Source organism: Arcanobacterium buesumense (assembly GCF_012563545.1).
GTDB lineage: Bacteria > Actinomycetota > Actinomycetes > Actinomycetales > Actinomycetaceae > Arcanobacterium > Arcanobacterium buesumense.
On sequence record NZ_CP050804.1, the window covers coordinates 806,091 to 827,830 of the forward strand.

At 47.7% G+C, this 21,740-nt stretch carries 23 protein-coding genes and 1 riboswitch; of the genes, 19 read left to right on the plus strand and 4 right to left on the minus strand.

The genetic code is table 11. The features are described from left to right. Positions 1-16 precede the first annotated feature (16 nt). Entirely contained in the window at positions 17-1,060 is a 1,044-nt protein-coding gene (locus tag HC352_RS03640; protein WP_168917625.1) for a GNAT family N-acetyltransferase, read from the plus strand. Beyond that, positions 1,060-2,025: a GNAT family N-acetyltransferase gene (locus tag HC352_RS03645; protein WP_168917626.1), complete on the plus strand. Its 966-nt coding sequence runs from the start codon at positions 1,060-1,062 to the stop codon at positions 2,023-2,025. The genes HC352_RS03640 and HC352_RS03645 overlap by 1 nt, the downstream gene beginning before the upstream one ends. 5 nt (positions 2,026-2,030) lie before the next feature. On the opposite strand, the gene HC352_RS03650 is transcribed toward HC352_RS03645, so the two are convergent. After that, positions 2,031-4,448 (minus strand): DNA gyrase/topoisomerase IV subunit A, encoded by a 2,418-nt coding sequence (locus tag HC352_RS03650; RefSeq protein ID WP_168917627.1) that lies wholly within the window; start codon positions 4,446-4,448, stop codon positions 2,031-2,033. A 62-nt stretch (positions 4,449-4,510) separates the two neighbouring features. Between HC352_RS03650 and HC352_RS03655 the strand changes: the two genes are divergently transcribed. Genes HC352_RS03655 through HC352_RS03665 form a run of 3 tightly spaced genes read left to right on the plus strand, consistent with a single transcriptional unit; the run spans position 4,511 to position 6,896 of the window. Then, entirely contained in the window at positions 4,511-5,125 is a 615-nt protein-coding gene (locus HC352_RS03655) for a DUF5998 family protein (protein ID WP_168917628.1), read from the plus strand. Beyond that, on the plus strand, positions 5,122-6,243 hold the full coding sequence (locus HC352_RS03660; RefSeq protein WP_168917629.1) for an alkaline phosphatase family protein: 1,122 nt from the start codon (positions 5,122-5,124) through the stop codon (positions 6,241-6,243). Before HC352_RS03655 ends, HC352_RS03660 begins: the two co-directional genes overlap by 4 nt. Further along, complete coding sequence (locus HC352_RS03665; RefSeq protein WP_168917630.1) at positions 6,243-6,896, plus strand: thymidine kinase; 654 nt, start codon at positions 6,243-6,245, stop codon at positions 6,894-6,896. The genes HC352_RS03660 and HC352_RS03665 overlap by 1 nt, the downstream gene beginning before the upstream one ends. Before the next feature lie 44 nt (positions 6,897-6,940). Here HC352_RS03665 and sepH read toward each other — a convergent pair whose 3' ends face one another. Then, positions 6,941-7,969: a septation protein SepH gene (gene sepH / locus HC352_RS03670; RefSeq protein ID WP_168917631.1), complete on the minus strand. Its 1,029-nt coding sequence runs from the start codon at positions 7,967-7,969 to the stop codon at positions 6,941-6,943. Positions 7,970-8,130: 161 nt separating this feature from the next. On the opposite strand from sepH, the gene HC352_RS03675 reads away from it, so the two are divergent. From HC352_RS03675 to HC352_RS03690, 4 genes are all read left to right on the plus strand, one after another. Next, positions 8,131-8,430: a DUF4193 domain-containing protein gene (locus HC352_RS03675; RefSeq protein WP_168917632.1), complete on the plus strand. Its 300-nt coding sequence runs from the start codon at positions 8,131-8,133 to the stop codon at positions 8,428-8,430. Positions 8,431-8,517: 87 nt separating this feature from the next. Further along, complete coding sequence (locus tag HC352_RS03680) at positions 8,518-9,135, plus strand: DUF3710 domain-containing protein (protein ID WP_168917633.1); 618 nt, start codon at positions 8,518-8,520, stop codon at positions 9,133-9,135. Further along, on the plus strand, positions 9,136-9,390 hold the full coding sequence (locus HC352_RS03685; protein WP_168917634.1) for a single stranded DNA-binding domain-containing protein: 255 nt from the start codon (positions 9,136-9,138) through the stop codon (positions 9,388-9,390). Then, complete coding sequence (locus HC352_RS03690; RefSeq protein WP_168917635.1) at positions 9,383-10,051, plus strand: DUF3159 domain-containing protein; 669 nt, start codon at positions 9,383-9,385, stop codon at positions 10,049-10,051. The genes HC352_RS03685 and HC352_RS03690 overlap by 8 nt, the downstream gene beginning before the upstream one ends. On the opposite strand, the gene HC352_RS03695 is transcribed toward HC352_RS03690, so the two are convergent. Further along, positions 9,981-10,703 (minus strand): potassium channel family protein, encoded by a 723-nt coding sequence (locus HC352_RS03695; RefSeq protein ID WP_168917636.1) that lies wholly within the window; start codon positions 10,701-10,703, stop codon positions 9,981-9,983. The genes HC352_RS03690 and HC352_RS03695 overlap by 71 nt on opposite strands. After that, on the minus strand, positions 10,700-11,353 hold the full coding sequence (locus HC352_RS03700; RefSeq protein WP_168918599.1) for a potassium channel family protein: 654 nt from the start codon (positions 11,351-11,353) through the stop codon (positions 10,700-10,702). Before HC352_RS03700 ends, HC352_RS03695 begins: the two co-directional genes overlap by 4 nt. Before the next feature lie 147 nt (positions 11,354-11,500). On the opposite strand from HC352_RS03700, the gene HC352_RS03705 reads away from it, so the two are divergent. The 10 genes from HC352_RS03705 to HC352_RS03750 all read left to right on the plus strand — a co-directional run bounded on the left by HC352_RS03705 (position 11,501) and on the right by HC352_RS03750 (position 21,737). After that, entirely contained in the window at positions 11,501-13,270 is a 1,770-nt protein-coding gene (locus HC352_RS03705) for an APC family permease (protein ID WP_168917637.1), read from the plus strand. Beyond that, the gene (locus tag HC352_RS03710) at positions 13,233-14,471 is read left to right on the plus strand and encodes a class I SAM-dependent RNA methyltransferase (RefSeq protein WP_168917638.1); all 1,239 of its coding nucleotides are present in this window, start codon (positions 13,233-13,235) and stop codon (positions 14,469-14,471) included. Before HC352_RS03705 ends, HC352_RS03710 begins: the two co-directional genes overlap by 38 nt. 24 nt (positions 14,472-14,495) lie before the next feature. Next, complete coding sequence (locus HC352_RS03715; RefSeq protein WP_168917639.1) at positions 14,496-15,317, plus strand: SDR family NAD(P)-dependent oxidoreductase; 822 nt, start codon at positions 14,496-14,498, stop codon at positions 15,315-15,317. Between the two features lie 103 nt (positions 15,318-15,420). Beyond that, positions 15,421-15,502: riboswitch (ZMP/ZTP riboswitch) on the plus strand. A gap of 37 nt (positions 15,503-15,539) precedes the next feature. Then, the gene (gene purE / locus HC352_RS03720; RefSeq protein ID WP_168917640.1) at positions 15,540-16,046 is read left to right on the plus strand and encodes a 5-(carboxyamino)imidazole ribonucleotide mutase; all 507 of its coding nucleotides are present in this window, start codon (positions 15,540-15,542) and stop codon (positions 16,044-16,046) included. A gap of 13 nt (positions 16,047-16,059) precedes the next feature. Further along, a complete protein-coding gene (locus tag HC352_RS03725; RefSeq protein WP_168917641.1) occupies positions 16,060-16,758 on the plus strand; it encodes a phosphoribosylaminoimidazolesuccinocarboxamide synthase in 699 nt (232 codons plus the stop codon). A 4-nt stretch (positions 16,759-16,762) separates the two neighbouring features. After that, positions 16,763-18,187: an amidophosphoribosyltransferase gene (locus HC352_RS03730; protein ID WP_168917642.1), complete on the plus strand. Its 1,425-nt coding sequence runs from the start codon at positions 16,763-16,765 to the stop codon at positions 18,185-18,187. A 2-nt stretch (positions 18,188-18,189) separates the two neighbouring features. Continuing rightward, on the plus strand, positions 18,190-19,239 hold the full coding sequence (purM, locus tag HC352_RS03735) for a phosphoribosylformylglycinamidine cyclo-ligase (RefSeq protein ID WP_168917643.1): 1,050 nt from the start codon (positions 18,190-18,192) through the stop codon (positions 19,237-19,239). Between the two features lie 5 nt (positions 19,240-19,244). After that, positions 19,245-19,853: a phosphoribosylglycinamide formyltransferase gene (purN, locus tag HC352_RS03740; RefSeq protein WP_168917644.1), complete on the plus strand. Its 609-nt coding sequence runs from the start codon at positions 19,245-19,247 to the stop codon at positions 19,851-19,853. A 1-nt stretch (position 19,854) separates the two neighbouring features. Then, the gene (locus HC352_RS03745; protein ID WP_168917645.1) at positions 19,855-20,556 is read left to right on the plus strand and encodes an IMP cyclohydrolase; all 702 of its coding nucleotides are present in this window, start codon (positions 19,855-19,857) and stop codon (positions 20,554-20,556) included. Further along, positions 20,553-21,737, plus strand: coding sequence for a phosphoribosylaminoimidazolecarboxamide formyltransferase (locus HC352_RS03750; RefSeq protein ID WP_168917646.1), 1,185 nt, complete (start codon positions 20,553-20,555; stop codon positions 21,735-21,737). The genes HC352_RS03745 and HC352_RS03750 overlap by 4 nt, the downstream gene beginning before the upstream one ends. Positions 21,738-21,740: the final 3 nt, after the last annotated feature.

Sequence of the window (21,740 nt, forward strand, 5' to 3'; positions counted from 1 at the left end):
GAGTGCACTAGAAGCTATGAACGAGCCTACTTCGCTTCCGTTACGTAGCCGATCGTTTGCTCAACGGTTGGAAGCACCTGAGTCCGTTCGTATACCAGGAGCACATCTTGGTTTAGTATGGCGTACATTAGATCGGGAAGATCTCGATGATGTGGTTGATCTTATGTCGCATGTCCAAGATTCACCATTGGGCATTGCACCTGCTTCTCAACGTGCCATTTCACAGTGGTTTGACGAACTTAACGCACAGCCGCAATCATCAGATATTCTTTCTGGCTGGGACGTACAAGGTAAACTACAAGCAGTAGCCTCCGTTCGGGTTAACGATCAGCCTCTATCAGAGCTGCAAGCTGAGGTTGCTGCTGTGGTACGGCCAGAATGGGTTGGCCGGGGCATTGGACGGTCATTACTTGAGTGGCAAGATGATCGCGCTCGTCAGCTTATGGCGCTGCACCCTTCCGATCTTCCAGTCTCTATCCGTGCTATTGTCGGTGAGCGTAACGCTAGCCGACGACGTTTATTAGCTGCTGGGGGATACACCCCCATTACTCACGTTACCCAGGCATCTGCCTCAACAATGGCGGCCCATGTCACTATGAGCGAACAGGCTCGCCAGCGTTTAGCACAACGCGGATATACTATCCAAGCCTATACATCAGATGTTGATGTTGAGTTACGCCGGCTACATAACCGGTTAATTCTTGCTCTTGAACGTTATCAGCCAATGTCAGCACCAGCATGGCGGGCAAAACTTGCCCGCGCAGATTATTGCTATTCGTTTTTGCTGATTAAAGATCATCAACTTGTTGGTTATACCTTGGCTGAACAGATTCCAGAAATTTCCGCATTGCGAGTTTACTACTATGGGATCGAACGAGCGTTACGCCGTGAGGGCGTGGGTACAGATCTTGTTCTTAGTGTCTTAGGGCCAGCTTTTGAGGCAGGAGTGGCGAGTGTGAGTGTTCCGATAGTAAACAAAAATGGAGGTATTCCTTCTTCTCTTGAAGACGCAGGATTTGTCCCAGTGCTTCGTGAGATAGTCTATTCTCTTGATATCTAATGAAAACTACTAAACAATGGATCTGGTCAGAGCTCAGCGCAGCTCACGTAGATGACTTAATACATCTGATCTCAACGACTGAAGAATATGATAAGAGTCCAATCCGTACGTCAGCAGCTGAAGTTGCCTCATATTTCGGCTCTACCCATTACTGGCGAGCGCAAGGAGCATGGCTAGGCGAAGAGCTTATTGCTTTCGGTCTTGCTCGTCTTATGGCTGATGGTTCTCGAGACTACACGATTACGTTGTCAGGAGCTGTCCATCCGCAGCAACGCTCACAAGGCGTAGGGGCTGAACTTTTAGAACGTCAAGTCAGTGTCGCTCATGAGCTGGCCCAGACGCATTCTCTCGATCAAGCTCACGCATTGCTATACGTTGATGCTGACCATGAAAATGTTTTAAACTTGGCAAAAAATAAAGGATTTGTATGGCAAGCGACTTTTGTCCAAGTACGCGGAGAAACCCATATTCATGTGCCTACTCAAAAGCTTTCTGACTATGTCACGATTGACCCATTGACAGATGAACTAATCGAAGATGTGCGCCGGATGCATAATCTTGTCGTTTTGGAGTCTGCTCTCTTCGATATTCAAACAGCCGAGTCCTGGGCACTTCTTCTGGAAGATATGGATCGGGAATGGTGTGTTGTCGCCATCGATCGATTCGGAGATCGCCCACGGGTCATTGGCTATCTTTTGGCATCAGTTTTTGTGAGCATGGTTGACGGTCGCGAAAAATCAGAGGCCTATATTGATGAAGTCGTTGTATCTGCACAATGGCGAAATTCTGGAGTCGGCTCTGCGATGATCAACACTGTCTTAGAGCGCTTCGCTGCCAGTGGATACGATTCTGTTGTTGCTGACGTGGCAGTAGCTGATCCGAAAGCATCAGCTTTCATGGACGTTTTTGACGCCAACGGTTTTTCTGAGCTTGGTCGCACTCAAGTGATGTCTTTGGTGCTTTAAATGCCCTAGCCAATAGCCGCAACGACGTCAGGCAAGGCTGTTCCTGAAGCATCACGTCGTTCATCAACATCGGGAAGCTCGATGGGCTTACCATCGGCTCCAACTGCACGTGGCGGGAGTTGACCGATCCATGCTAATGATAAAACGTCTTCGCCTCGTAGGAAGCGTTGTGCTCGTACCCCGCCAGTGCCGCGGCCTTTGGCTGGATAACGATCAAGTGGCGTGACTTTTGCGCTACCCGGCATAGTTCCAGGTAAGGCGTCTGAAGAGCTGGCAATTGTGACTGCTACATGGCCTGCAAGATCGTTCACAGGTACCACACCAAGCGCAATAACTGTGGCGTTATCACCAACTCGGATCCCCGCGATTCCTTGGCCTGAGCGGCCTTGTGGGCGCACAGCTTGCGCATCGAAGCGTAACAGTTGCGCGTCTGAGGTGACAAGAACAATAACATCGGTATCGCGTGATACTTCGGCGCCAACAACGTAGTCATTATCGATAAGTGTTATAACTTCAAACTGACTCTTATTGGGTGGATCAAGTACTACTCGTTTGATTTTTCCTTGAGACGTTGCCAGAGTCAAGAAAGATTCACTGTGCGTGAGGCTGACTAAGGCTAGTGGTTTTTCGTTTTTTGCTAGCAAGAGGAGCTCGGTGAGCATTGTGCCGGCAGCTAAGCTTGGTGCATGTTGAGTATCCGGGATAGCAGGGACATCGATAACGTTGAGGCGGTGTAGATTTCCTGCAGTTGTTACTACGCCAATCTCACTGAGATTAGTGGTGTGGACGACTGATGCGATAGCGTCATGCGCGGCTCGCGGGCCTTCCCGACGCAGGGGCTCTCCATCGACGATTCGAGCAATTTTCCCGGTGGCAGAAAGAATAACTTGGCAGGGATCATCAGCTATTTTTAGCTTTTGTGGGGAGGCCTTAGAAGTTTGTGCAACTGCATCGGCTTCGAGCAATATTGTTCTTCGGGGAGTGCCATATTGGCGTGCTACGTCAGCTAGTTCACTTGAGATGAGCTGACGCATCCGATCATCTGAGCCAAGGATAGCTAGAAGTTCATCGATGGTTTCTTGGAGGGTGTTGCGTTCAGATTCAAGTTCAATTTGGGAGAACTTTGTTAGCCGTCGAAGACGCAACTCTAAAATATAGTCTGCTTGAGCTTGGGAAAGATCGAAAACGCTCATCAGTCGAGTAGCAGCAGTAGCCGAATCCTCAGATGAACGAATAACGGCGATAACTTCGTCGATATCGACGATGGCGATAAGCAGACCTTCAACAAGATGTAGGCGTTCTTGGGCTTTGCGCAATCGATATTCACAACGACGTTTTGTAACTGAATGGCGATGTTGAAGGAATACAGCCAGAATTTCCTTCAAACCCATCAGTTTTGGCTGTCCACCAACTAGGGCAACATTATTTATCCCAAAAGATTCTTCAAGCGGGGTGTGTTGGTAGAGCGCGGCAAGGACTGCCTCAGGGTTAAATGCGTTTTTAACTTCGACGACGAGGCGTGTGCCGTGATGGCGATCTGTTAAGTTTTGAACTCCAGAGATCCCTTGGAGTTTCTTTGAAGAAACACCATCTTTAATCTTTTCGATAATTTTTTCCGGGCCGGTTAAGTAGGGAAGCTCGGTAAAAATAATGCCTTTTTTACGGGGCGTAATATTTTCGATATGCGCCGTAGCACGAGTGCGGAAGATCCCGCGTCCGGTACTGTAGGCTTGGCGTATTCCATCTAATCCAACGATTTTCCCCCCATCAGGCAGATCAGGGCCGGGGATATAACGCATTAACTCATCGAGAGTGGCATCTGGGTTATCGAGTAAAAACCGTGCTCCGGCGATGACTTCTACTAAATTATGTGGCGCCATATTTGTTGCCATACCGACAGCAATACCCGATGAGCCATTAACTAACAAACTAGGAATAGCCGCTGGTAAAACTTCGGGTTCTAAGTATGTGTTGTCATAGTTAGGCACCATATCCACAACATCTTCGCCGAGAGAGGCAGTCATAGCTAAGGCAGCTGGTGCCATCCGGACTTCGGTATATCGTGGGGCTGCTGGACCGTCGTCAGGTGAACCAAAGTTTCCATGACCGTCAACGAAAGGTAATCGGAGCGAAAAATCTTGAGCTAAGCGGACCATCGCATCATAGATGGCAACATCGCCATGGGGGTGTAGCCGTCCCATCACATCACCAACAACGCGGGAAGATTTGACGTGTCCTCGGTCTGGCTTTAAACCCATCTGATCCATTTGGAAAAGTATTCGGCGCTGAACTGGTTTAAGGCCATCGCGCGCATCGGGCAAGGCGCGCGAGTATATGACAGAGTATGAGTACTCTAAAAATGAGTTTCTCATTTCGGCAGAGACATCAATATCTGTAATGTTTTCCGTTTGGGTATGTGCCATTCTTCTATTATTCCTTCTTGTAGGAAGATATGGGGATTTCACACGGGTAAATTGAGGTGATAATGGCAACCTCCAGACCCACTGGATGTGACGGATATGGAACAATAGAAGCGATGAATACTGATCGGATGACTGCGTTAACCGCAGCACTTTTGACACTCTTACCACAAGGATCTTCTGTTATTGACGATGTTGTTGATGCCGTTGGTAGCGATGTGGTTCAGTCTTATTATGTTCGTCCGGAAACAATTTTCGATGCGGATTCAGTTTATGATCGAGTGGTTGCTTTTATCGTAACTAATCATCGATTGATTTTGGTCTATACCGACACCAGCTATGAAATGGACACGCGAGGAGAGCTAGTAACGACGATGCAATCAGTCAGCCTTGATTCTATTAAGGAGCATCATGTTATCCGTCGTCGTCAACTTCACGGGGACGACGATGGCGCGCTCAATTCTGTTTTGTTGCGGTTGCGATGGGGGGCAGCTTTTTCGCAAGATTTGCAACCCGGTGCTTGTGAAGATCCGCACTGTATGAATGACCATGGCTATCTAGGCGTGATAACGAATGAAGATTTTCAGTTGTTCTTAGAAACTGGTCACGACGGATCATATTTCGCCTCTGGGGTAGAATTTATCAACGATATTATTCGCATACTAGGGCAACGTTTATGAGCATATTTGATGGAGCAACGCTTCCGGGGCAAGCTCGTCTTGACCGGGTTTTACCGGCAGCATTAGCCGCAGTTGGGCTGGGGAGTGATCATCAAGCACGAGAACTTTTGGAATTGCCTCGAGTAGAGCGTGCTTGTGTGGTTATGGTCGATGGCTTAGGGTTTGAAAACTTGTTAGCTCGGCGCGGACATGCCCCTCACTTACGATCTCTTGGGATAACGACGGCGATATCTACTATCGTTCCATCAACTACTGCCGCAGGGATTACTGCTTTCGGCACTGGATGCCAACCTGGTTTAACGGCGATGACTGGATACTCATTGCGGGTTCCTGGAACGGAGCGAACATTTTCATTGATTAAATGGCCTGATCCTGAAGTATCTGTTGAATCATGGCAAACTCAGCCGACATTGTTTGAAAAACTTGGCGATCAAGTAAATAAAACGGTCACTGTTCAGCCAAAGAAGTTTTGTGGATCGGGGCTGTCTGTAGCGGCCTTACGCGGGGCACGGCACTTGTATGCGCATTCATTAGAAGACCGTATCCGGGTTACCAGTCGCGCTTTGGCAACGGATGCCCAACTTGCCTACCTTTACTGGGGAGAGATTGATGCTGCCGGCCATAAATTTGGCTGGTGTTCGGAAGCGTGGATTAGCGAGTTGGAGCGTTTCGATGCCGGGGTGGGATTATTGAGGCGGATGTTGCCAGCAGGCACGCTACTTATTATCACTGCTGATCACGGAATGATCGACGTGGAGAACCGGGTTGATATAGCGCAGACACCGCAGTTACGTCGGGGAGTTGATGTAGTTGCTGGTGAACCGCGAGCTGTGCATCTTTATACCCGTGAACCTGAGGAAGTTGCTACCCGGTGGCAAGAGTTTCTTACTGAGCGTGCTTGGGTGGCTACCCGCCAAGATGTTATTGCTTCAGGTATTATCGGACCGGTGCGAGAATTCACACGGCAAACAATGGGCGATGTGATAGTTTTTGCGCGTGACGCACATGTTTTTGTTGATTCGCGGGTACAGTCAAGTACAGCTATTGGGCTCATTGGGGTTCATGGTTCGTTGACCCAAACCGAAATGTCGATCCCATTAATTGCGGAGGTTATCTGATGGCAGAGCTGGTGTTTTTTTCAGGCACAATGGATTGCGGAAAATCTACGTTAGCCCTCCAAATGGCATATAACTATCAGCAACGTGGTCTGACTGGGATTATTTTTGCGATGAATGATCGAGCTGGTGAAGGCAAGTTATCCTCACGTCTCGGGCTGGTCACAGATGCCATAGAAGTTACTCACGATACTAATTTTTGGAATGTCGTTGTTTCAGCCCGGCAAACTGGCCAACGTGTTGACTTTATTATTTGTGATGAGGTTCAGTTCTATAGTCGTGAACAGATTAATCAACTAGCGCGGGTAGTCGATGAAATGCACATCAGTGTGTGGGGGTTCGGTATTACCACTGATTTCACGGCCAGTTTATTCCCTGGATCAGCTCGTATGCTTGAGCTAGCAGATCGGGTAGAACGTCTCCAAGTTGAGGCTTTGTGTTGGTGTGGTAAACGGGCAACACATAATGCGCGAACCGTTAATGGGGTAATGGTCACTGAGGGCGAACAAGTCGTTATTGGTGATACCAATCGTAACGAAGTTATCGGCTACGAAGTGCTCTGTCGTTATCACCACATGCAAGCAATGACAGCAAAAACTGCTCATGCGGCCGATATATCTCCAGAGACGCTCGATTTAGGTATCACTGAAAACTAATAGTCATAGTCCATAAGCGTATGAACTATGACTAACAGGTAAAATTAGTCTTTCGGCGCACCAAAGACAATCTCATCCCATGACGGCATTGCCGGCCGGTTGCGTCGCTTCTGGGCGCGTTTTGGAGTGCGCTTGATGGCTTCTTTTCCTAACGGCAACGTATTGCCCTCTGCGGTGTCTGCAGTTGGAGGTGTTGCAGCGGATTCGTCTGGTTCTGGTTCAGGACGTGGGCGAGTAGGTAATTCGACTACAGTCGCATCACGTATGGAATCGGTGTCAGACGTTGCCGGATGAGCACCGTCGAAAAAATCTTCGCCGGGCATGCGCCGGGTTTTCCCGCGTTGTGAATCGAGAGAAGCGAGCATATCGTCTATTGAAGGAGTACCTGCCGATGCGGGTTGCGCATCAATAGCTGTTACTCGAGAAGGTGCTTTTTCAGCTACATTTTCTGGTGTCATTTCCGGAGAGACTTCAGGGGTATTGAGCGGACGCCACGGTGATGTTGGTGCAGGAATTTGTGTTTCAGTTAGCCAAATTGCCTCATCATTAGTTGCCTCAACGCTTTGGCTGCGGGTGTTAATAATCCATGCTGCCTGGTGGTCGGTGTCTGCAATTGTATAGCTTGCAGAAAGTATCCAAGGGCCGCCTGTTTCTCGGGTGGCGTCCCATGATATTTCATTTGCGGATACGCCACGGGGGACGAGACGAGAGACAACGAGTTCTTCGATTGTCATGCTGCCAGCGTCAGCGCTTTGGCGAAAGTTACGAGCCCGACTAGCAGTGTATTCGCGTTCAGCGAAAATAGGGTGAGCAAAGACAGTGATTTGTGACGCTGGAACAGTTGCAATTTCGCTAACCTGTGCCACGCTCATTCCGGCGCGAATATGAGCCTGAATCTCCCGCGGTGACATAGGTTTCAGATCATCGTCAGGGGTTGGGGCTACAGTAGTATCTTTCCGCAGTGCAGCGCGTAACGAGTCAGTAATCGGGAGTAAATACCGGTTACCCGTAGCATCGTTTAGGGAAAGCTGGTTCCCATCTGGATGTAAACCTAACAGTTCAAGCTCAATCATTCGTCCTCCTCATACAGCTCTAGAGTGCCATTCTTTCACAGTTTTTGGCAGATAAGAGCGGTGTGTTTGCAAAATTCGTTGTATTACCTCTTGTCAAATGTTCCACAAAGTGGTACAACATGGGGGACAGAACGCGTTATTTCATGTAAGGACTACGATTCATGGCAACTGACTACGATGCTCCTCGTAAACAAGACGAAGAGCTCAAGGAAGACTCCCTTGAGCAGCTCGGCGCTCGCCGATCAGATCACCAATCTAATTCAGTCGATGAAGATGAAACTGAAGCTGCGGAAGGTTTTGAGCTACCAGGCGCAGATTTATCGAATGTTGAGCTCTCTGTTGCTGTGGTTCCACCACAGGATGATGAGTTTACGTGTTCGGTATGTTTTTTAGTTCACCACAAGTCGCAATTAGCATACGAAGAAAACGGCTTGCCGGTCTGCACTGAGTGTGCTTCCTAAGCCCTGATAGAATAAACTCGCCGTGCTTACGCCGGCGAGTTTTTCTGTGGCTTTTGAAAAATCATTATCGGTGACAAGGAGTGGAAAATGGCAGGGTTCTTTCGTAAAAAGAAGAGCGAGTCTCGGGAGAGTCAAGCCAGTGTCAAGCCTGAACATTCGGTCCAAATAACGACTGGTCCTTATGATGTGGCAGACCATCCTCAACAAGAGGATTTGCTAGACGCTGGTTCCTTGTGGATTCCTGTCATGCCCGATGCTTCGATTCAGTTTTCTGTTGATCATTCGAAACAAAAAGTTTACGGAATTGTCTACGTTATCGATGATGCCGCCATGCAACTGCAAGTTTTTGCTGCGCCTCGTTCAACCGGTATCTGGAATGATGTGCGTCGCGATATGATCACCTCTATTGCTCAACAAGGCGGATCGTCGATTGAAGTTGAAGGAACATTCGGTACAGAACTTCATGCGCAAGTCCCAGTCCCCGATACCCATCAAGTTGCCCCCCATCGTTTTATTGGAATCGATGGACCGCGATGGCTGTTACGCATTACGTTATATGGTCGTGCCGGCTCGGATAATCAAATTGCTGACCGGATGTTGCGTATCGCACGCCAACTCGTCGTCGTTCGTGGAAATACTCCTCACCCGCCACGTGAACTACTTGAACTGCACGTTCCGCAAGTCGAAAAGCAGCGTGGAGCTTAAGTGTTTAGAAGGGCGCTAAGCGTAACTGGAACAGTAGCATCTATTACCTATCCTGGACACGGCTTACGGCCAGAAGTCGTGGTTAATATCGACGTCAAAAATGCAACGCTCCAACTTGTTTTCCAATCGCGGCGCACGATTCACTGCCTCGACATCGGCCAGCGTGTGCGAGTTTCTGGGGCAGTGGTTAAGCGTCAAGGAATTCCCTGTATCTACAATCCGATGTACACAATTGTGAAAGGTCATAATGACTAATAAACGTTCCTCGCTTGCGGTAATTACCGCCGCTGATTTTGATGCCATGCAAGCAGTGGGAGGTTTGCGAGGAATAATTGAATCGATTGTGCCAACAGTCGTTTTTCTTGTCATTTTCGCAATCTATGGCAACATTGGCATAGCGGCAGGAATCTCCCTAGGAGCAGCAGCCCTTGCTATTGCTGGACGGCTGATTTCTCGGGTGGATCCTTCTCCGGCACTAGGCGGTTTGGGGGCGGTGGTCATCTCTGCATTGATGGCTTGGCGCACCGGGCAGGCGGCAGACTTTTTTGTGTGGGGACTGGTTGTTAATGTTGGGTATCTGGCAGCTTTGCTCATATCAATAGTTGTACGCTGGCCGCTGCTAGGAGTGCTTATCGCGATGCTCCGTGGCGAAGGCCGTACATGGCGGCACACGAAAAGCACCCTCAAACGTTACTATGCGATTACTTGGATGTGGGCAGGTTTGTTCGCAGTCCGGGCGGCGGTGCAATTGCCGTTATATTTTGCGGGTGCAACAAACGCGTTAGGGATAGCCAAATTGGTGATGGGCGTACCGTTCTTCGCTTTAGTGTGTTGGCTATCGTGGCTTATGATTCGGAACTTGGCTCCGGTTGTGGATCAGCAGCCGGAAGATCCTCAGATTCTGGAGCAGAAATAAGCACATTCAGCTCCGTAATAGTTTGTTCATCGTGAACGTTACCTATCACGATGAGCTGGTCTCCGACGTCGAACGTAAGATCAGGATCCGCGGCGATGGCTGTTCCGTCACGTAAGATCGCGGCAAGTAAAATATCTGGGGGAAGAACGAGATCGTCGACGAGCATACCGGCAATAGGCGCGTGTGGAGCGACTTGTCCTTGAAACATTGACGCTTGCGTTTCGATGAAATCAACTTTACGTACAAAGGTTCCATCGCTAACGGCGTCCTCGATGAGGTTTGTCATTATTCGAGGTGTTGAGACAGCAACATCGACGCCCCATGATTCGTCGAAAAGCCATTCATTAGCTGGATTGTTCACTCGGGCAATCACACGTGGAATACCAAATTCGGTTTTAGCAAGTAACGACAAGACAAGATTGGCTTTATCATCTCCGGTCGCAGCTACGACGATATCGGTAGTGTCCATACCGATATGTTGCAAAGTATCAAGTTCGCACGCATCACCAAGCACCCAGTCGGCGGCAGGAACAGAGGCTACTCGCATAGCTTGTGGAGACCGATCGACGATAAGAATATCGTGTCCACGCGCAGCTAATTCACGGGCGATAGAGCGTCCCACAGAGCCGGCGCCGCCGATTAAAACTTTCATCGGTAATCCTCCTGAACTTGATGATTCATAATTCGTTGAACTGCGTGAGTGCGTTGTTGTTGAACTAAAAGCCATAAATCATCCCCGTCTTGGAGAATAGTTGACGGTTGAGGGAAGAAAGCTTGTCCGTTGCGTCCAATGTAGGCAACTCGTGAATCAGTAATGCGTTGAATGTCGCCAATCTCCATGCCGTACCAGGATTCATCGATATCTACCCAAATGAGAGTGACGCCGTACTGTGAATCGGTGTAATCGACGTGTGGTCCGGTAGCAATCAGCTCGCGCAGCATCTGATCAGCACTCCATGTTACTGGAGTCACAGTATCGATTCCGAGACGGTTAAATACTCCTGCTCGCTCGGGGTCATAGATTCGTGCAACCACATTTTTTACGCCAAAGGTATCTCGAACAACCCGAGCAGCAATAATATTTGAATTATCCCCTGAAGAAGTTGCCGCAAACCCATGCGCGTCCTCGATTCCAGCTTGTCGCAAGGCATCTCGGTCAAAGCCCACACCGGTGACTTGCTGACCATTGAAATCGGGTGGGAGGCGCCGAAAAGCATCGGCATTTGAGTCGATAATGGCCACCGAATGACCCCGTTTTTCTAAACTGACGGCGAGAGTCGATCCGACCCTACCGCACCCCATAATGACAAAATGCACGATGAGAACGCTACCTTACTTGACGATTACGCGTAACCTATTGACGTGATGAAACAATCTACTGAAAGTTCCCAGGCCATCGCGCGGACTGCCTCGATCACGTTGATCGGGATGGTAGTCCTCACGACCCCTATGCTTATTCTACGTTCTGCGTCGCACGCAATCACCAGCGCGGAGGTTTCCCTTGCTTTTTCGCTGGGATTAATTGGATTTAGTGTCACAATATACGCATTGCACATGTTGCATATCGCAGTTCCGCGTCGTTCCCTCCATCAAATTGCGCATATCTACATTGGTGGATGGGCCGGTATTCTGATCGCCGCAGCTAAAATATTGGCTTATGCAATCGTGATCATGATGGGGGTGGATCTAGTCACAATCGGTATTGTTGCTATTGTGGGCCCAGGATCATGGGCGTCCTGGCTGCCGCCGATGGCGATCGCGATTTTAGCAATCCCAACCTTATATGCGCGGCTTGAGACTCCGATTCTTTGGGTGCGATGGTTAACCTATATTGGTGTTGGTGGGCTTATTGTTTTACTTTTCGCAGGTTTGCTAAGAGAAGCATTCGGGCATATTGATTACGTTGCCATTAATGAGGCGCGACGTGAAGCATTTGAATCTGCACCTCTCGTTAGTCGTTATTTCCCACGAATTGACAGTAGTTTAGGGGCGCTTTTTCCAGCAGCGTTGTTAGTTATCACGGCAGAACGTGTGATGGTGTCACCGGAAAATCGACGAGTGGGCACTCGACGCCTTTTGCGATTCTTTGTCCCAGGTTTCTTTCTTATTGCGCTTACTTTGTATTTTGCGGTGGTCTTGTATTTACCTGGTCGTCGTCTTTCGGTTCCAGCTATTCCCATAGCAACAGCAATATTTGGTTATAGTGGAACGGTTGTGATGGCCGTATTGCTGGCGTTTGTGGGACTAGCCGGTGCATATACGTCTTACCGTCAGTTGCCTCGCCTCATTAGAGATTTAGCCATCGATACGCTGTTGCCTCGCCGGTTAGCGGCCAGTGATGCAGTTCGGCCGCGTAAAACAATAGTTTTGATTATCGCTCTTTTAGCCACGTTTACTACCGCTTTTTTGGATTCAACAAAAGCTTTAGCGAGTGTGTGTTTGTTCGTGATCGGGGTGATGATGCTAGTAACGTCGGCTGCAATGGTTTATCGTTCACGGTCGATTTTGCACGATTCAACGCATGCTGCTGAGCGTTCCCAAGCATATTTTTTACAGTGGATTTTCCTTGTATACGGTTTGCTAAATGCCGGGGTTTTGGCGCTTATTTCTTGGGTCCATCCGGCATGGAGTTTGGCTTCGGTATTATTGCTGATTGTGCCTGGGGTGTTTTTGTGGGCTCATCGCCGCGGACAGTCGAAGGTTTCTCATGCTTTAGCGATTGACGACGACGTAGCCCGCCGTCAACTACCAACGCGAGTGCACGGACTGGTCCTGATTGAACGGTGTGACCAACCGGCATTGAAAGCTGTTGCCTGGGCGCGTGCAACCCGGTTGTCTTCGTTATCGGCGGTTTTGCTCGATATCGATCCAGTTGTGACTCGCCTTGTTCGTGAGCAATGGAGTGCGGCTCGTATCCCGGTCTCGCTTACTATATTGGGGACCCCGCGTGGTGCCGTGCGTGGTCCTTTTATTGAACATATTCGTGCCTTGCGGAAATTTCATCCGCATGATGTGATCGAAGTGTTTATTCCTCGGGTGTTATCCACTGGCTGGTGGGATAGGTTCTATGTTCGTCATTTAACACCTAAATTAATTACTGAACTGAAGCTTGAGCCGGGAGTGATGGTCACTGAAGTGCCTTACCTCATTGATGTTTCTGGCTGGAACGTGGATGATAGCTATGAAGAAAACTATGGACGCGGAGAAAAAGATGTCTAACCTTACCCTTGAAATTACTGATATTGCACACGGCGGACTCGGAGTTGGCCGTGATGGTGACCGTGTCATTTTTGTCCGCGGTGCTTTACCTGGAGAGACCGTTGATGTTGAGGTCGTCAAAGAGCGGGCTAAATGGGCACGGGCAGTAGTGCGTGAAGTAGTTGTCCCAAGCGTGCATCGTATTGAGCCGGTTTGGCGTGAAGGTATGGCTGGCGCAACTGGAGCTGCTGATTTTTCTCATGTTGAGCTTACCTACCAGCGCGAGCTGAAAACAATGGTCTTGCGTTCTGCTATTCGTCGAGTTGGGGGAGTAGAACTTCATGAACATCTTGCGAAAGCCGGTATTGAGCCGGTTGTCTCTGCGGTTGATAATAACGACGGATGGGGGACGCGCACACGCGTTGATCTAATTAAAATGTCGCATGGGTTTGGTATGCACAAAGAACAGTCTCATGATCTTGTTTCCCTTACCCAGTTGCCTCTTGTGGTGCCAGATCTAGCTCAGATGATCTTTAATAACAATTGGGATTCCACTTTTAAGTCAGGCAAGCGGATTCGTTTTGTTGCCCCATCAACTGGGGAAAATGTAGCAGTGTGTGGCGGTAAAGTTTATAGTGCCCCGCAGATTCGAGCGAATTATCATGTCTCTGAGACGGTTGCTGGTGATCATGATTTCTATGATTACCGAGTAGCAGCGGATGGTTTTTGGCAGGTGCATTTCCGAGCTCCGGGTGTTTTACAGCGAGAGGTAGTCTCTCATGCTGGTGTACGAAGTGGTGACGGCGTTTTAGAGTTGTTTTCTGGTGCCGGTTTGTTCTCGGTTCCACTTGCCCGAGCAACTGGTAAACGCGGCCGGTTCTTGGGGATTGAGGGTGCTGAGCAAGCTAGTGCTGATGCGACGAAGAATTTAGCAGGTTTGAGCTGGGCTGAAGCCCGCACTATGCAGCTGCACAATGTGTTGCCTGAGTTTGGTGCCGATGTTATTGTTGCCGATCCGCCCCGTAATGGTTTGGGTGTTGGGTTGGCAGACCAAATTGGGCGTAGCCAAGCTCGGCGAATCGTTCTTGTCTCCTGTGATCCAGCTGCGGCGGCCCGCGATGTGGCCGCTATGGTTGCCACTGGCCGCCGAGTACTATCGATGAACGGCTTTGATATTTTCCCCCATACTCATCACCTTGAAGTTGTGACGACGCTAGGGTAGCACCAGCCAGAAAGAGAGACTTTTATGACGTCAGCTAAGGTTGTGATAGTCACTGGGGCAAGCTCGGGTTTTGGTGCATTGGTAGTCGAAAAACTACTTTCTCAAGGGTATATCGTCTATGCAGCTGCGCGTAGGGTAGAACGAATGGCAGCCCTGGAAGAGTTGGGTGCGAAACTCTTGCGGATGGACGTTACGTGTGATGACGATGTTGAACAAGGAGTTCGTCGTGTCATCGAGGCTGAAGGCAGCATATATGGATTGGTTAATAATGCCGGCTACGGTGGTTTTGGCATGCTTGAAAATGTTAGTTTGGCTGAGGCGCAGCGTCAGTTCCAGGTAAATGTTTTTGGGCTTATGCGAATAACAAAAGCAGTGTTGCCCTATATGCGAGCAGCTGGCGAGGGACGTATTGTTAATGTGGCATCGGTTGTTGGCAAGGTTGCGTTGCCGGTAAGTGGCTGGTATTCGGCATCAAAACATGCCGTTGAAGCGCTGAGTGATTCGTTGCGTCAGGAAGTGAAACGTTTCGGTATCCGCGTTTCGATCGTTGAGCCTGGTCCGGTACAAACAGAGTTTTTGGATCATGCTATGGATGTTGTCGATAGCGTGGATCATGATCAAGTGTATGTGAAACAGGTGGCGGGCTTTAAGCGGGCTTTTCTCTTGAGCTATGCACATGCTGATGGTCCGGAACGCACAGCCAATGCGATTGTTGCCGGAATCGCTAGTGTGCGGCCAAAAATTCGTTACGCAGTTAGTGGTGCCAAACCAATCTTTGCCCTTGCTGGTGTTATGCCTACGGTCGTCGTCGATTATCTTGTCAATAAAGCGATGGGCCAAAAATAGCTTAAATGTTTACTATGTGGGATGGATTTAAGATAATTTGTTTCATTATGTGAGAGGTTCGCGTAAGTTGATGGACGATTATCGTATTTCACTGTTAGAGTGAAATCGCCTTGGTGACTGGCGGTTTTAGTTGAATTAACAACGTGAAGCCAAGGTTTTACTCATCGTCCGTCTGGGTACATTCTGCAATGGAATGTGCCCATTTTTGTATATGGAGGGCCCTTGCGAAAAATTGCTCTTGTCATGGGAAGTGACAGCGATCTTCCGATTATCGAAAAAGCAATTCATTTTCTTCAACAATACGAAGTTGATTTTACTGTTAACGTCTTATCCGCGCACCGAACACCTGATGCGGCACGTGAATTTGCCCGTTCAGCTAAAGACAATGGCTACGGAGTAATTATTGCCGCCGCTGGCATGGCTGCTCATCTTGCTGGATCTCTAGCGGCACATACCGTCTTGCCCGTTATTGGAATTCCGTGCACATCGAACAATCTTGACGGTTTGGATGCATTACTTGCCACTGTTCAGATGCCATCTGGTATCCCAGTAGCGACTGTGGCCATTGATGGTGCCAAAAATGCCGCGATTCTTGCTTGTCAAATCTTAGCACTTGAGAATGCTTCCCTTTCCCGCACACTCGAAGAACTGCGAACCGCAGATACTCATGCAGTTCTTGCTAAAAATACAAAGATTTCGGCAGCATATTCAACCCACCACACTGATTAGAAAAGGAACGCAGATGACAAAGGAACTAGTTTATGCCGGCAAAACAAAAAATGTTTTTGCCTTGAACAACGGCAATTACGAATTGGAGTTTAAAGATGATGTCACTGGGAAAGATGGCGTTTTTGATCCTGGAGAAAACTCTGTAGGCCTTTCTATTGATGGAGTTGGTGCGATCAATCTTAAAATGACCACACTGTTCTTTAAGATTTTGCAGGAAAAAGGGATTAAGACACATTTTGTGTCATCTAATTTCGATGAGACGACGATGGAAGTTCTTCCAGCTAGTCCGTTTGGTCAGGGGCTTGAAGTTATCTGTCGATACAAGGCAGTGGGTAGTTTTTACCGACGTTATTCAGAATATGTTGAGCTTGGCGCGGACTTGCCAGCTTATGTTGAAATGACGTTTAAAAATGATGACAAGGGCGATCCGTTGGTAACAAAGGACGCCCTTGTTGCTTTAGAAGTGATGAGTGCAGAACAATATGATGCGATCAAGAAGATGACTCAAGATATTACCCGTGTTGTTGCCGACGAAATAGCAGATCGTGGATTAGATCTGTACGATATCAAGTTTGAATTTGGTTATGACGCAAACGGAGAAGTCATTCTGATTGATGAAATAGCCTCGGGAAATATGCGTGTTTATCGCAATGGTGAATATATTGAGCCGCTTGAACTGAACAAGCTGTTCTTTGCATATACTGAAAGCTAAATATATGGGCGGCCTATTTGCGCTCACGTCCGCCCGGGACGTTCAAGAAGATATTTTCTTTGGCACTGACTACCACAGTCATTTGGGTAATTATCGAGCTGGCATGGTGGTCTGGAATAGCCAGACCGGTTTCCAACGCGAGATACATAATATTCAAAAGGATTCTTTTCGATCACGTTTCGCAAATTTTTTGCAAAACGCGTCTGGACAAGCAGGTATAGGTTGTATTGCTGATGATGCTCCATCGCCTTTGATTATTTCTTCGCATCTGGGGACGTATGCGCTATGTTTTATTGGTGCCATTACGAATGCTGATGAATTAAGCGGGGAACTTTTAGCTGAAAAAGGGCCAATGTTTAATGCATTGAGCGGTGGCCGGATTAACCCAACTGAGGTTGTTTCGGCACTGATCAATACCAAAGATTCCTTCCATGAGGGCATTGAGTATGCGCAAAGTCGGATTAAAGGGTCGTGTAACCTTACGATCTTATTAGCCGATGGCTCGTTGATTGTTGGGCGTGATAAGTTGGGTCGCTTGCCGATGATTATTGGCAAAGACGATGACGGCTATGCGGTCAGCTTCGAATCTTTTTCATTCGAGAAACTCGGATATCACTATGTTTGCGAGCTTGGGCCAAACGAAGTAGTCAAAATCGCTCCTGACAAGATAGAGCAATTAGTGCCGCCCAAAGAAGAGATGAAAATCTGTTCATTCCTGTGGAACTATTATGGTTACCCCACCTCAACATATGAACATGTCAATGTTGAAATGATGCGCAATCGCAATGGTGAAATCCTTGCAGAGAATGAGGCAGATCCACAACTCTTTGACCGCCTTGACTATGTATGTGGGGTGCCTGATTCTGGTACTCCACATGCCATGGGGTACTCGTATAGATCTCGCGTGAAATTCGCTCGATGCTATATCAAGTACACTCCAACCTGGTCACGTAGTTTTCTCCCACATCTTCAAGGGTCACGCAACGAGATAGCAAAAATGAAGCAGGTGCCGATTAAAGAATTAATCAATGGGAAAAATATTTTATTTGTTGATGATTCGATTGTGCGTGGGACACAGCTACGCGAGACCGTTGAGTTTCTGAAAGAAAACGGCGCCCAAGAGCTTCACATGCGTAGTGCATGCCCGCCGATGATGCACACATGTAAATATCTCAATTTTTCTGTAAGCACAAGCAAAAATGATCTCATCACCCGCCGAATTATTAGCCAAATAGAAGGCGACGAGGGACTAGAACATATTGACGAGTACGCAGACCCTACCTCGCAAAGAGGTAAACGGCTACGTGCTGTATTAGCACAACGTTTCAACTTTGACACTGTTGAGTTTCAAACCTTAGACGGGATCATCGAAGCAATTGGTCTTAACCCAGATAGTTTATGTACCTACTGTTGGAGTGGAAAAGAATAATCATGCGTGATTCACAATCAGAAAGCTATAAAAATGCTGGCGTTGATATTGAGGCCGGCTATGAAGTTGTGACGCGAATCGGTCACCATATTAAGAAAACGATGAGCGGGCAAGAAAACTTTGATTCTCTAGGATTTGGAGGTTTGCTTCCACTCGATACACAAGGAATGGCACACCCGTTACTCGTTTCTGCTACCGACGGGGTGGGTACTAAACTTAAGCTTGCCTTTTTACTTGATAAACATGACACCGTAGGCATCGATTGTGTCGCTATGTGCGTCAATGATGTGTTGTGTGTTGGCGGAAAGCCAATTAATTTCCTTGATTACATTGCGTGTGGAAAGAATAACCCGGCAAAGATTGAAGAAATCGTCAAAGGCGTTACTGAGGGGTGTATCCAAGCAGGCATCCCACTTGTTGGCGGCGAGACTGCTGAAATGCCCGGCTTCTATCCAGAAGACGAATACGACCTTGCTGGTTTCTGTAATGGCATTGTTGACCAAGCACATCTTCTCGATAAAAATACTGTTCGCGAAAATGATGTACTCATTGGCATTGCCAGTTCTGGCGTTCACTCCAACGGCTTTTCACTGGTACGTAAAGTATTTCGCATGACTGATCGGCGGGTGCTTGAACAAACATACGAGGAACTTTCCGGTCAATGTTTAGGCGAGGTCCTGCTTACGCCAACGAAGATTTATGTCAAGCCAGTAATAGAGTTGTTAAACAAGAAAATCGTTAAATCTTTAGCGCATATCACCGGTGGCGGTTTTTATGAAAATATTCCCCGCAGTTTACCTGCTGGACTGGGCGTGGTAATAAACCGGTCCGATGTAGATGTTTTACCGATTTTTTCGGTAATTCAACAAGCTGGTCAGATAAGTGAACGCGATATGTTCAATACCTTCAACATGGGCGTTGGTATGACCTGCATCGTCGATCCATCTGACGTTAACGAGACATTAGATCTGCTTGCCCAGCATGGTGAGAAAGCCTATGTGCTAGGTCGAGTTATTCGTTCGCACACACTCGTCAACATAGTAGAAGGCTAACGATTGTGAAGAAAAAAGCGCGAATAGCAGTTTTTATTTCCGGGAACGGGAGCAATCTACAAGCAATTCTTGACGCCACTAGAAAGCAGGTCCTGCGTCATGGACAGGTAGAACTGGTTGTGAGCAGTAACGCTGATGCATATGGTGTGGTGCGCGCCCGGCAAGCTGGCCTACCAGTTGCCATCATCAGGGGCAAAGATTATGCAACACAAGATGAATACGACAACGCATTAATTCGGGCAATGGGCGATTATCGCATCGACCTCATCGTCTTAGCAGGATACATGAATATTCTTAGTGCACGTTTCGTCAGCCAGTATCCACAACGGATCGTCAATATCCATCCATCTTTAATTCCAGCATTCTCAGGAAAAGGATACTACGGTATCAAAGTCCATCAAGCAGTAGTAGCTGCCGGTGTCAAAATCTCGGGAGCTACGGTTTACTATGTTACCGATGTGTGTGATGGCGGGAAGATTCTTGCTCAAGAAGTAGTACCGGTTTATGACACTGATCGTCCAGAAGATGTCCAACATCGCGTCTTAACACAAGTTGAGCACGTTCTGTATCCACGCGTTATCGAACGCTTATCTGAAGAAATTGTAGGTAACTAATATGATGACAAAATCCGTTGTTTCCTATCTCGGAAACAAAACCTATCCAGGCCGTACGCTTGTTCTTTCTGTTTCGCCTGATGCTAAGACAGCTACAATTGTCTACTTTATTATGGGACGAAGCGCGAATAGCCAGAACCGCATTTTTGTTGACGACAGAGAAGTTGTTCGAACTCAAGCCTTTGACACATCTGAAGTTGCAGATCCCAGCCTTATTATTTATCCAATTTATCGTTTCCTTGGTAGGACACACATCTTCACCAATGGTGATCAAACCGAAACAATATATCAAGGTTTAGCTGCTGGTTTGCTACCTGCAGAAGCTCTCCAAGAACGGGATTGCGAGCCCGATGCGCCGAATTTTACTCCGCGTATTTCTCTTATCGCCCAACCAGAGGGATATTCAATAAACATCATTAAAGCCGCAGAGGAAACCGGGCAGACATCGTTACACTTTGATTTTCACTATCCCTATACGCCGGGTCTTGGACACTGCATACATACCTATTACGACGATGGGGATCCGCTTCCTAGTTATTCTGGTGAACCAGTTATGTTTAGTCATGAAGACAATCTTGGGCGCAAGATTTGGGATGCGATTAATCCACAGCTCAAAGTGTCACTACTAGAAGCCACACTAGATTTAGAAACATCCGAAATTATCAATATGTCACTGTTCAACAAACATGAGGTAAACCCATGAATCGCTTAGAACTGAAATACGGCAATAATCCGCACCAAAAGCCAGCACATATTTCTATTAAAGATAGACAGGATTTACCTCTGACGGTGCTCAATGGTCAAGCTGGATACATCAATTTGCTCGATGCGTTAAATGGCTGGCAACTTGTTCGTGAGTTGAAAAAAGCTACTGGGATGCCTGCGGCAACTTCGTTCAAACACGTCTCGCCAACCTCGGCAGCTATTGGCCGACCGTTGTCCGATACGCTTAAAAAGATGTCTTTTGCTGATGATATCGAAGGGCTTGAGGAATCTGGTTTAGCATGTGCATATGTGCGCGCTCGCGGAACTGATCGAATGTGCTCATTCGGAGATTTCGTGGCGTTGAGCGATATCTGTGATGCGGTAACTGCGCAGTGCCTTAAACGTGAAGTATCCGATGGTGTTATTGCCCCAGGATACTCTCCGGAGGCTCTTGAGATACTGTGTGCTAAACGAACCGGCAACTACACAGTAATTCAGATAGATCCAGCATACGAACCCGAACCAATCGAATCTAAAGATGTTTTCGGTATTACCTTTACTCAACGTCGTAATGACCTCATCATAAATGAGTCATTACTGAACAATATTGTGACCCGCAATAAGGAACTTTCTGCGGAAAACAAACAAGATCTTTTGATCGCCTTGATTACGCTGAAATACACCCAGTCAAATTCGGTTTGTTACGCATACCAGGGACAGACTATTGGCGTTGGAGCAGGCCAACAATCACGTATTCATTGCACCCGACTTGCTGGAGATAAGGCAGATACGTGGTTTTTGCGCCAGCATCCGAAAGTTTTAGCATTACCGTTTCTAGAAAATCTTGGGCGTGCTACCCGCGATAACGTTATTGATAGCTATATTAATCAGCATGAAGAAGATGTTTGCCTAGATGGCGTATGGCAAAACTATTTTGTTCAGCAACCTGCTCCGTTAACAGATGAAGAAAAAAAGAATTTCCTTGTGCAATGGCAAGGGGTAAGCCTGGCATCAGATGCATTCTTTCCTTTTTCAGACAACATTAAGCGCGCTGTAAAAAGCGGTGTTTCTTATGTCGTTCAGCCAGGGGGATCAATTCGTGATGATGCAGTAATTGACGAATGCAATGAACACAATATTGTGATGATCTGCAATGGTACTCGGTTCTTCCACCACTGAGAA

Coding starts and splice junctions, on each gene's coding strand:
- HC352_RS03665 (WP_168917630.1), top strand. CDS start 6,243: ATGGCAGAGCTGGTGTTTTTTTCAGGCACAATGGATTGCGGAAAATCT.
- HC352_RS03750 (WP_168917646.1), top strand. CDS start 20,553: ATGAATCGCTTAGAACTGAAATACGGCAATAATCCGCACCAAAAGCCA.
- HC352_RS03745 (WP_168917645.1), top strand. CDS start 19,855: ATGATGACAAAATCCGTTGTTTCCTATCTCGGAAACAAAACCTATCCA.
- HC352_RS03730 (WP_168917642.1), top strand. CDS start 16,763: ATGGGCGGCCTATTTGCGCTCACGTCCGCCCGGGACGTTCAAGAAGAT.
- HC352_RS03695 (WP_168917636.1), bottom strand. CDS start 10,703: ATGAAAGTTTTAATCGGCGGCGCCGGCTCTGTGGGACGCTCTATCGCC.
- HC352_RS03725 (WP_168917641.1), top strand. CDS start 16,060: ATGACAAAGGAACTAGTTTATGCCGGCAAAACAAAAAATGTTTTTGCC.
- HC352_RS03705 (WP_168917637.1), top strand. CDS start 11,501: ATGCTTATTCTACGTTCTGCGTCGCACGCAATCACCAGCGCGGAGGTT.
- sepH (WP_168917631.1), bottom strand. CDS start 7,969: ATGATTGAGCTTGAACTGTTAGGTTTACATCCAGATGGGAACCAGCTT.
- purM (WP_168917643.1), top strand. CDS start 18,190: ATGCGTGATTCACAATCAGAAAGCTATAAAAATGCTGGCGTTGATATT.
- HC352_RS03710 (WP_168917638.1), top strand. CDS start 13,233: ATGAAGAAAACTATGGACGCGGAGAAAAAGATGTCTAACCTTACCCTT.
- HC352_RS03675 (WP_168917632.1), top strand. CDS start 8,131: ATGGCAACTGACTACGATGCTCCTCGTAAACAAGACGAAGAGCTCAAG.
- HC352_RS03690 (WP_168917635.1), top strand. CDS start 9,383: ATGACTAATAAACGTTCCTCGCTTGCGGTAATTACCGCCGCTGATTTT.
- HC352_RS03645 (WP_168917626.1), top strand. CDS start 1,060: ATGAAAACTACTAAACAATGGATCTGGTCAGAGCTCAGCGCAGCTCAC.
- HC352_RS03655 (WP_168917628.1), top strand. CDS start 4,511: ATGGCAACCTCCAGACCCACTGGATGTGACGGATATGGAACAATAGAA.
- HC352_RS03650 (WP_168917627.1), bottom strand. CDS start 4,448: ATGGCACATACCCAAACGGAAAACATTACAGATATTGATGTCTCTGCC.
- HC352_RS03640 (WP_168917625.1), top strand. CDS start 17: ATGAACGAGCCTACTTCGCTTCCGTTACGTAGCCGATCGTTTGCTCAA.
- HC352_RS03715 (WP_168917639.1), top strand. CDS start 14,496: ATGACGTCAGCTAAGGTTGTGATAGTCACTGGGGCAAGCTCGGGTTTT.
- HC352_RS03700 (WP_168918599.1), bottom strand. CDS start 11,353: ATGGGGTGCGGTAGGGTCGGATCGACTCTCGCCGTCAGTTTAGAAAAA.
- HC352_RS03680 (WP_168917633.1), top strand. CDS start 8,518: ATGGCAGGGTTCTTTCGTAAAAAGAAGAGCGAGTCTCGGGAGAGTCAA.
- HC352_RS03660 (WP_168917629.1), top strand. CDS start 5,122: ATGAGCATATTTGATGGAGCAACGCTTCCGGGGCAAGCTCGTCTTGAC.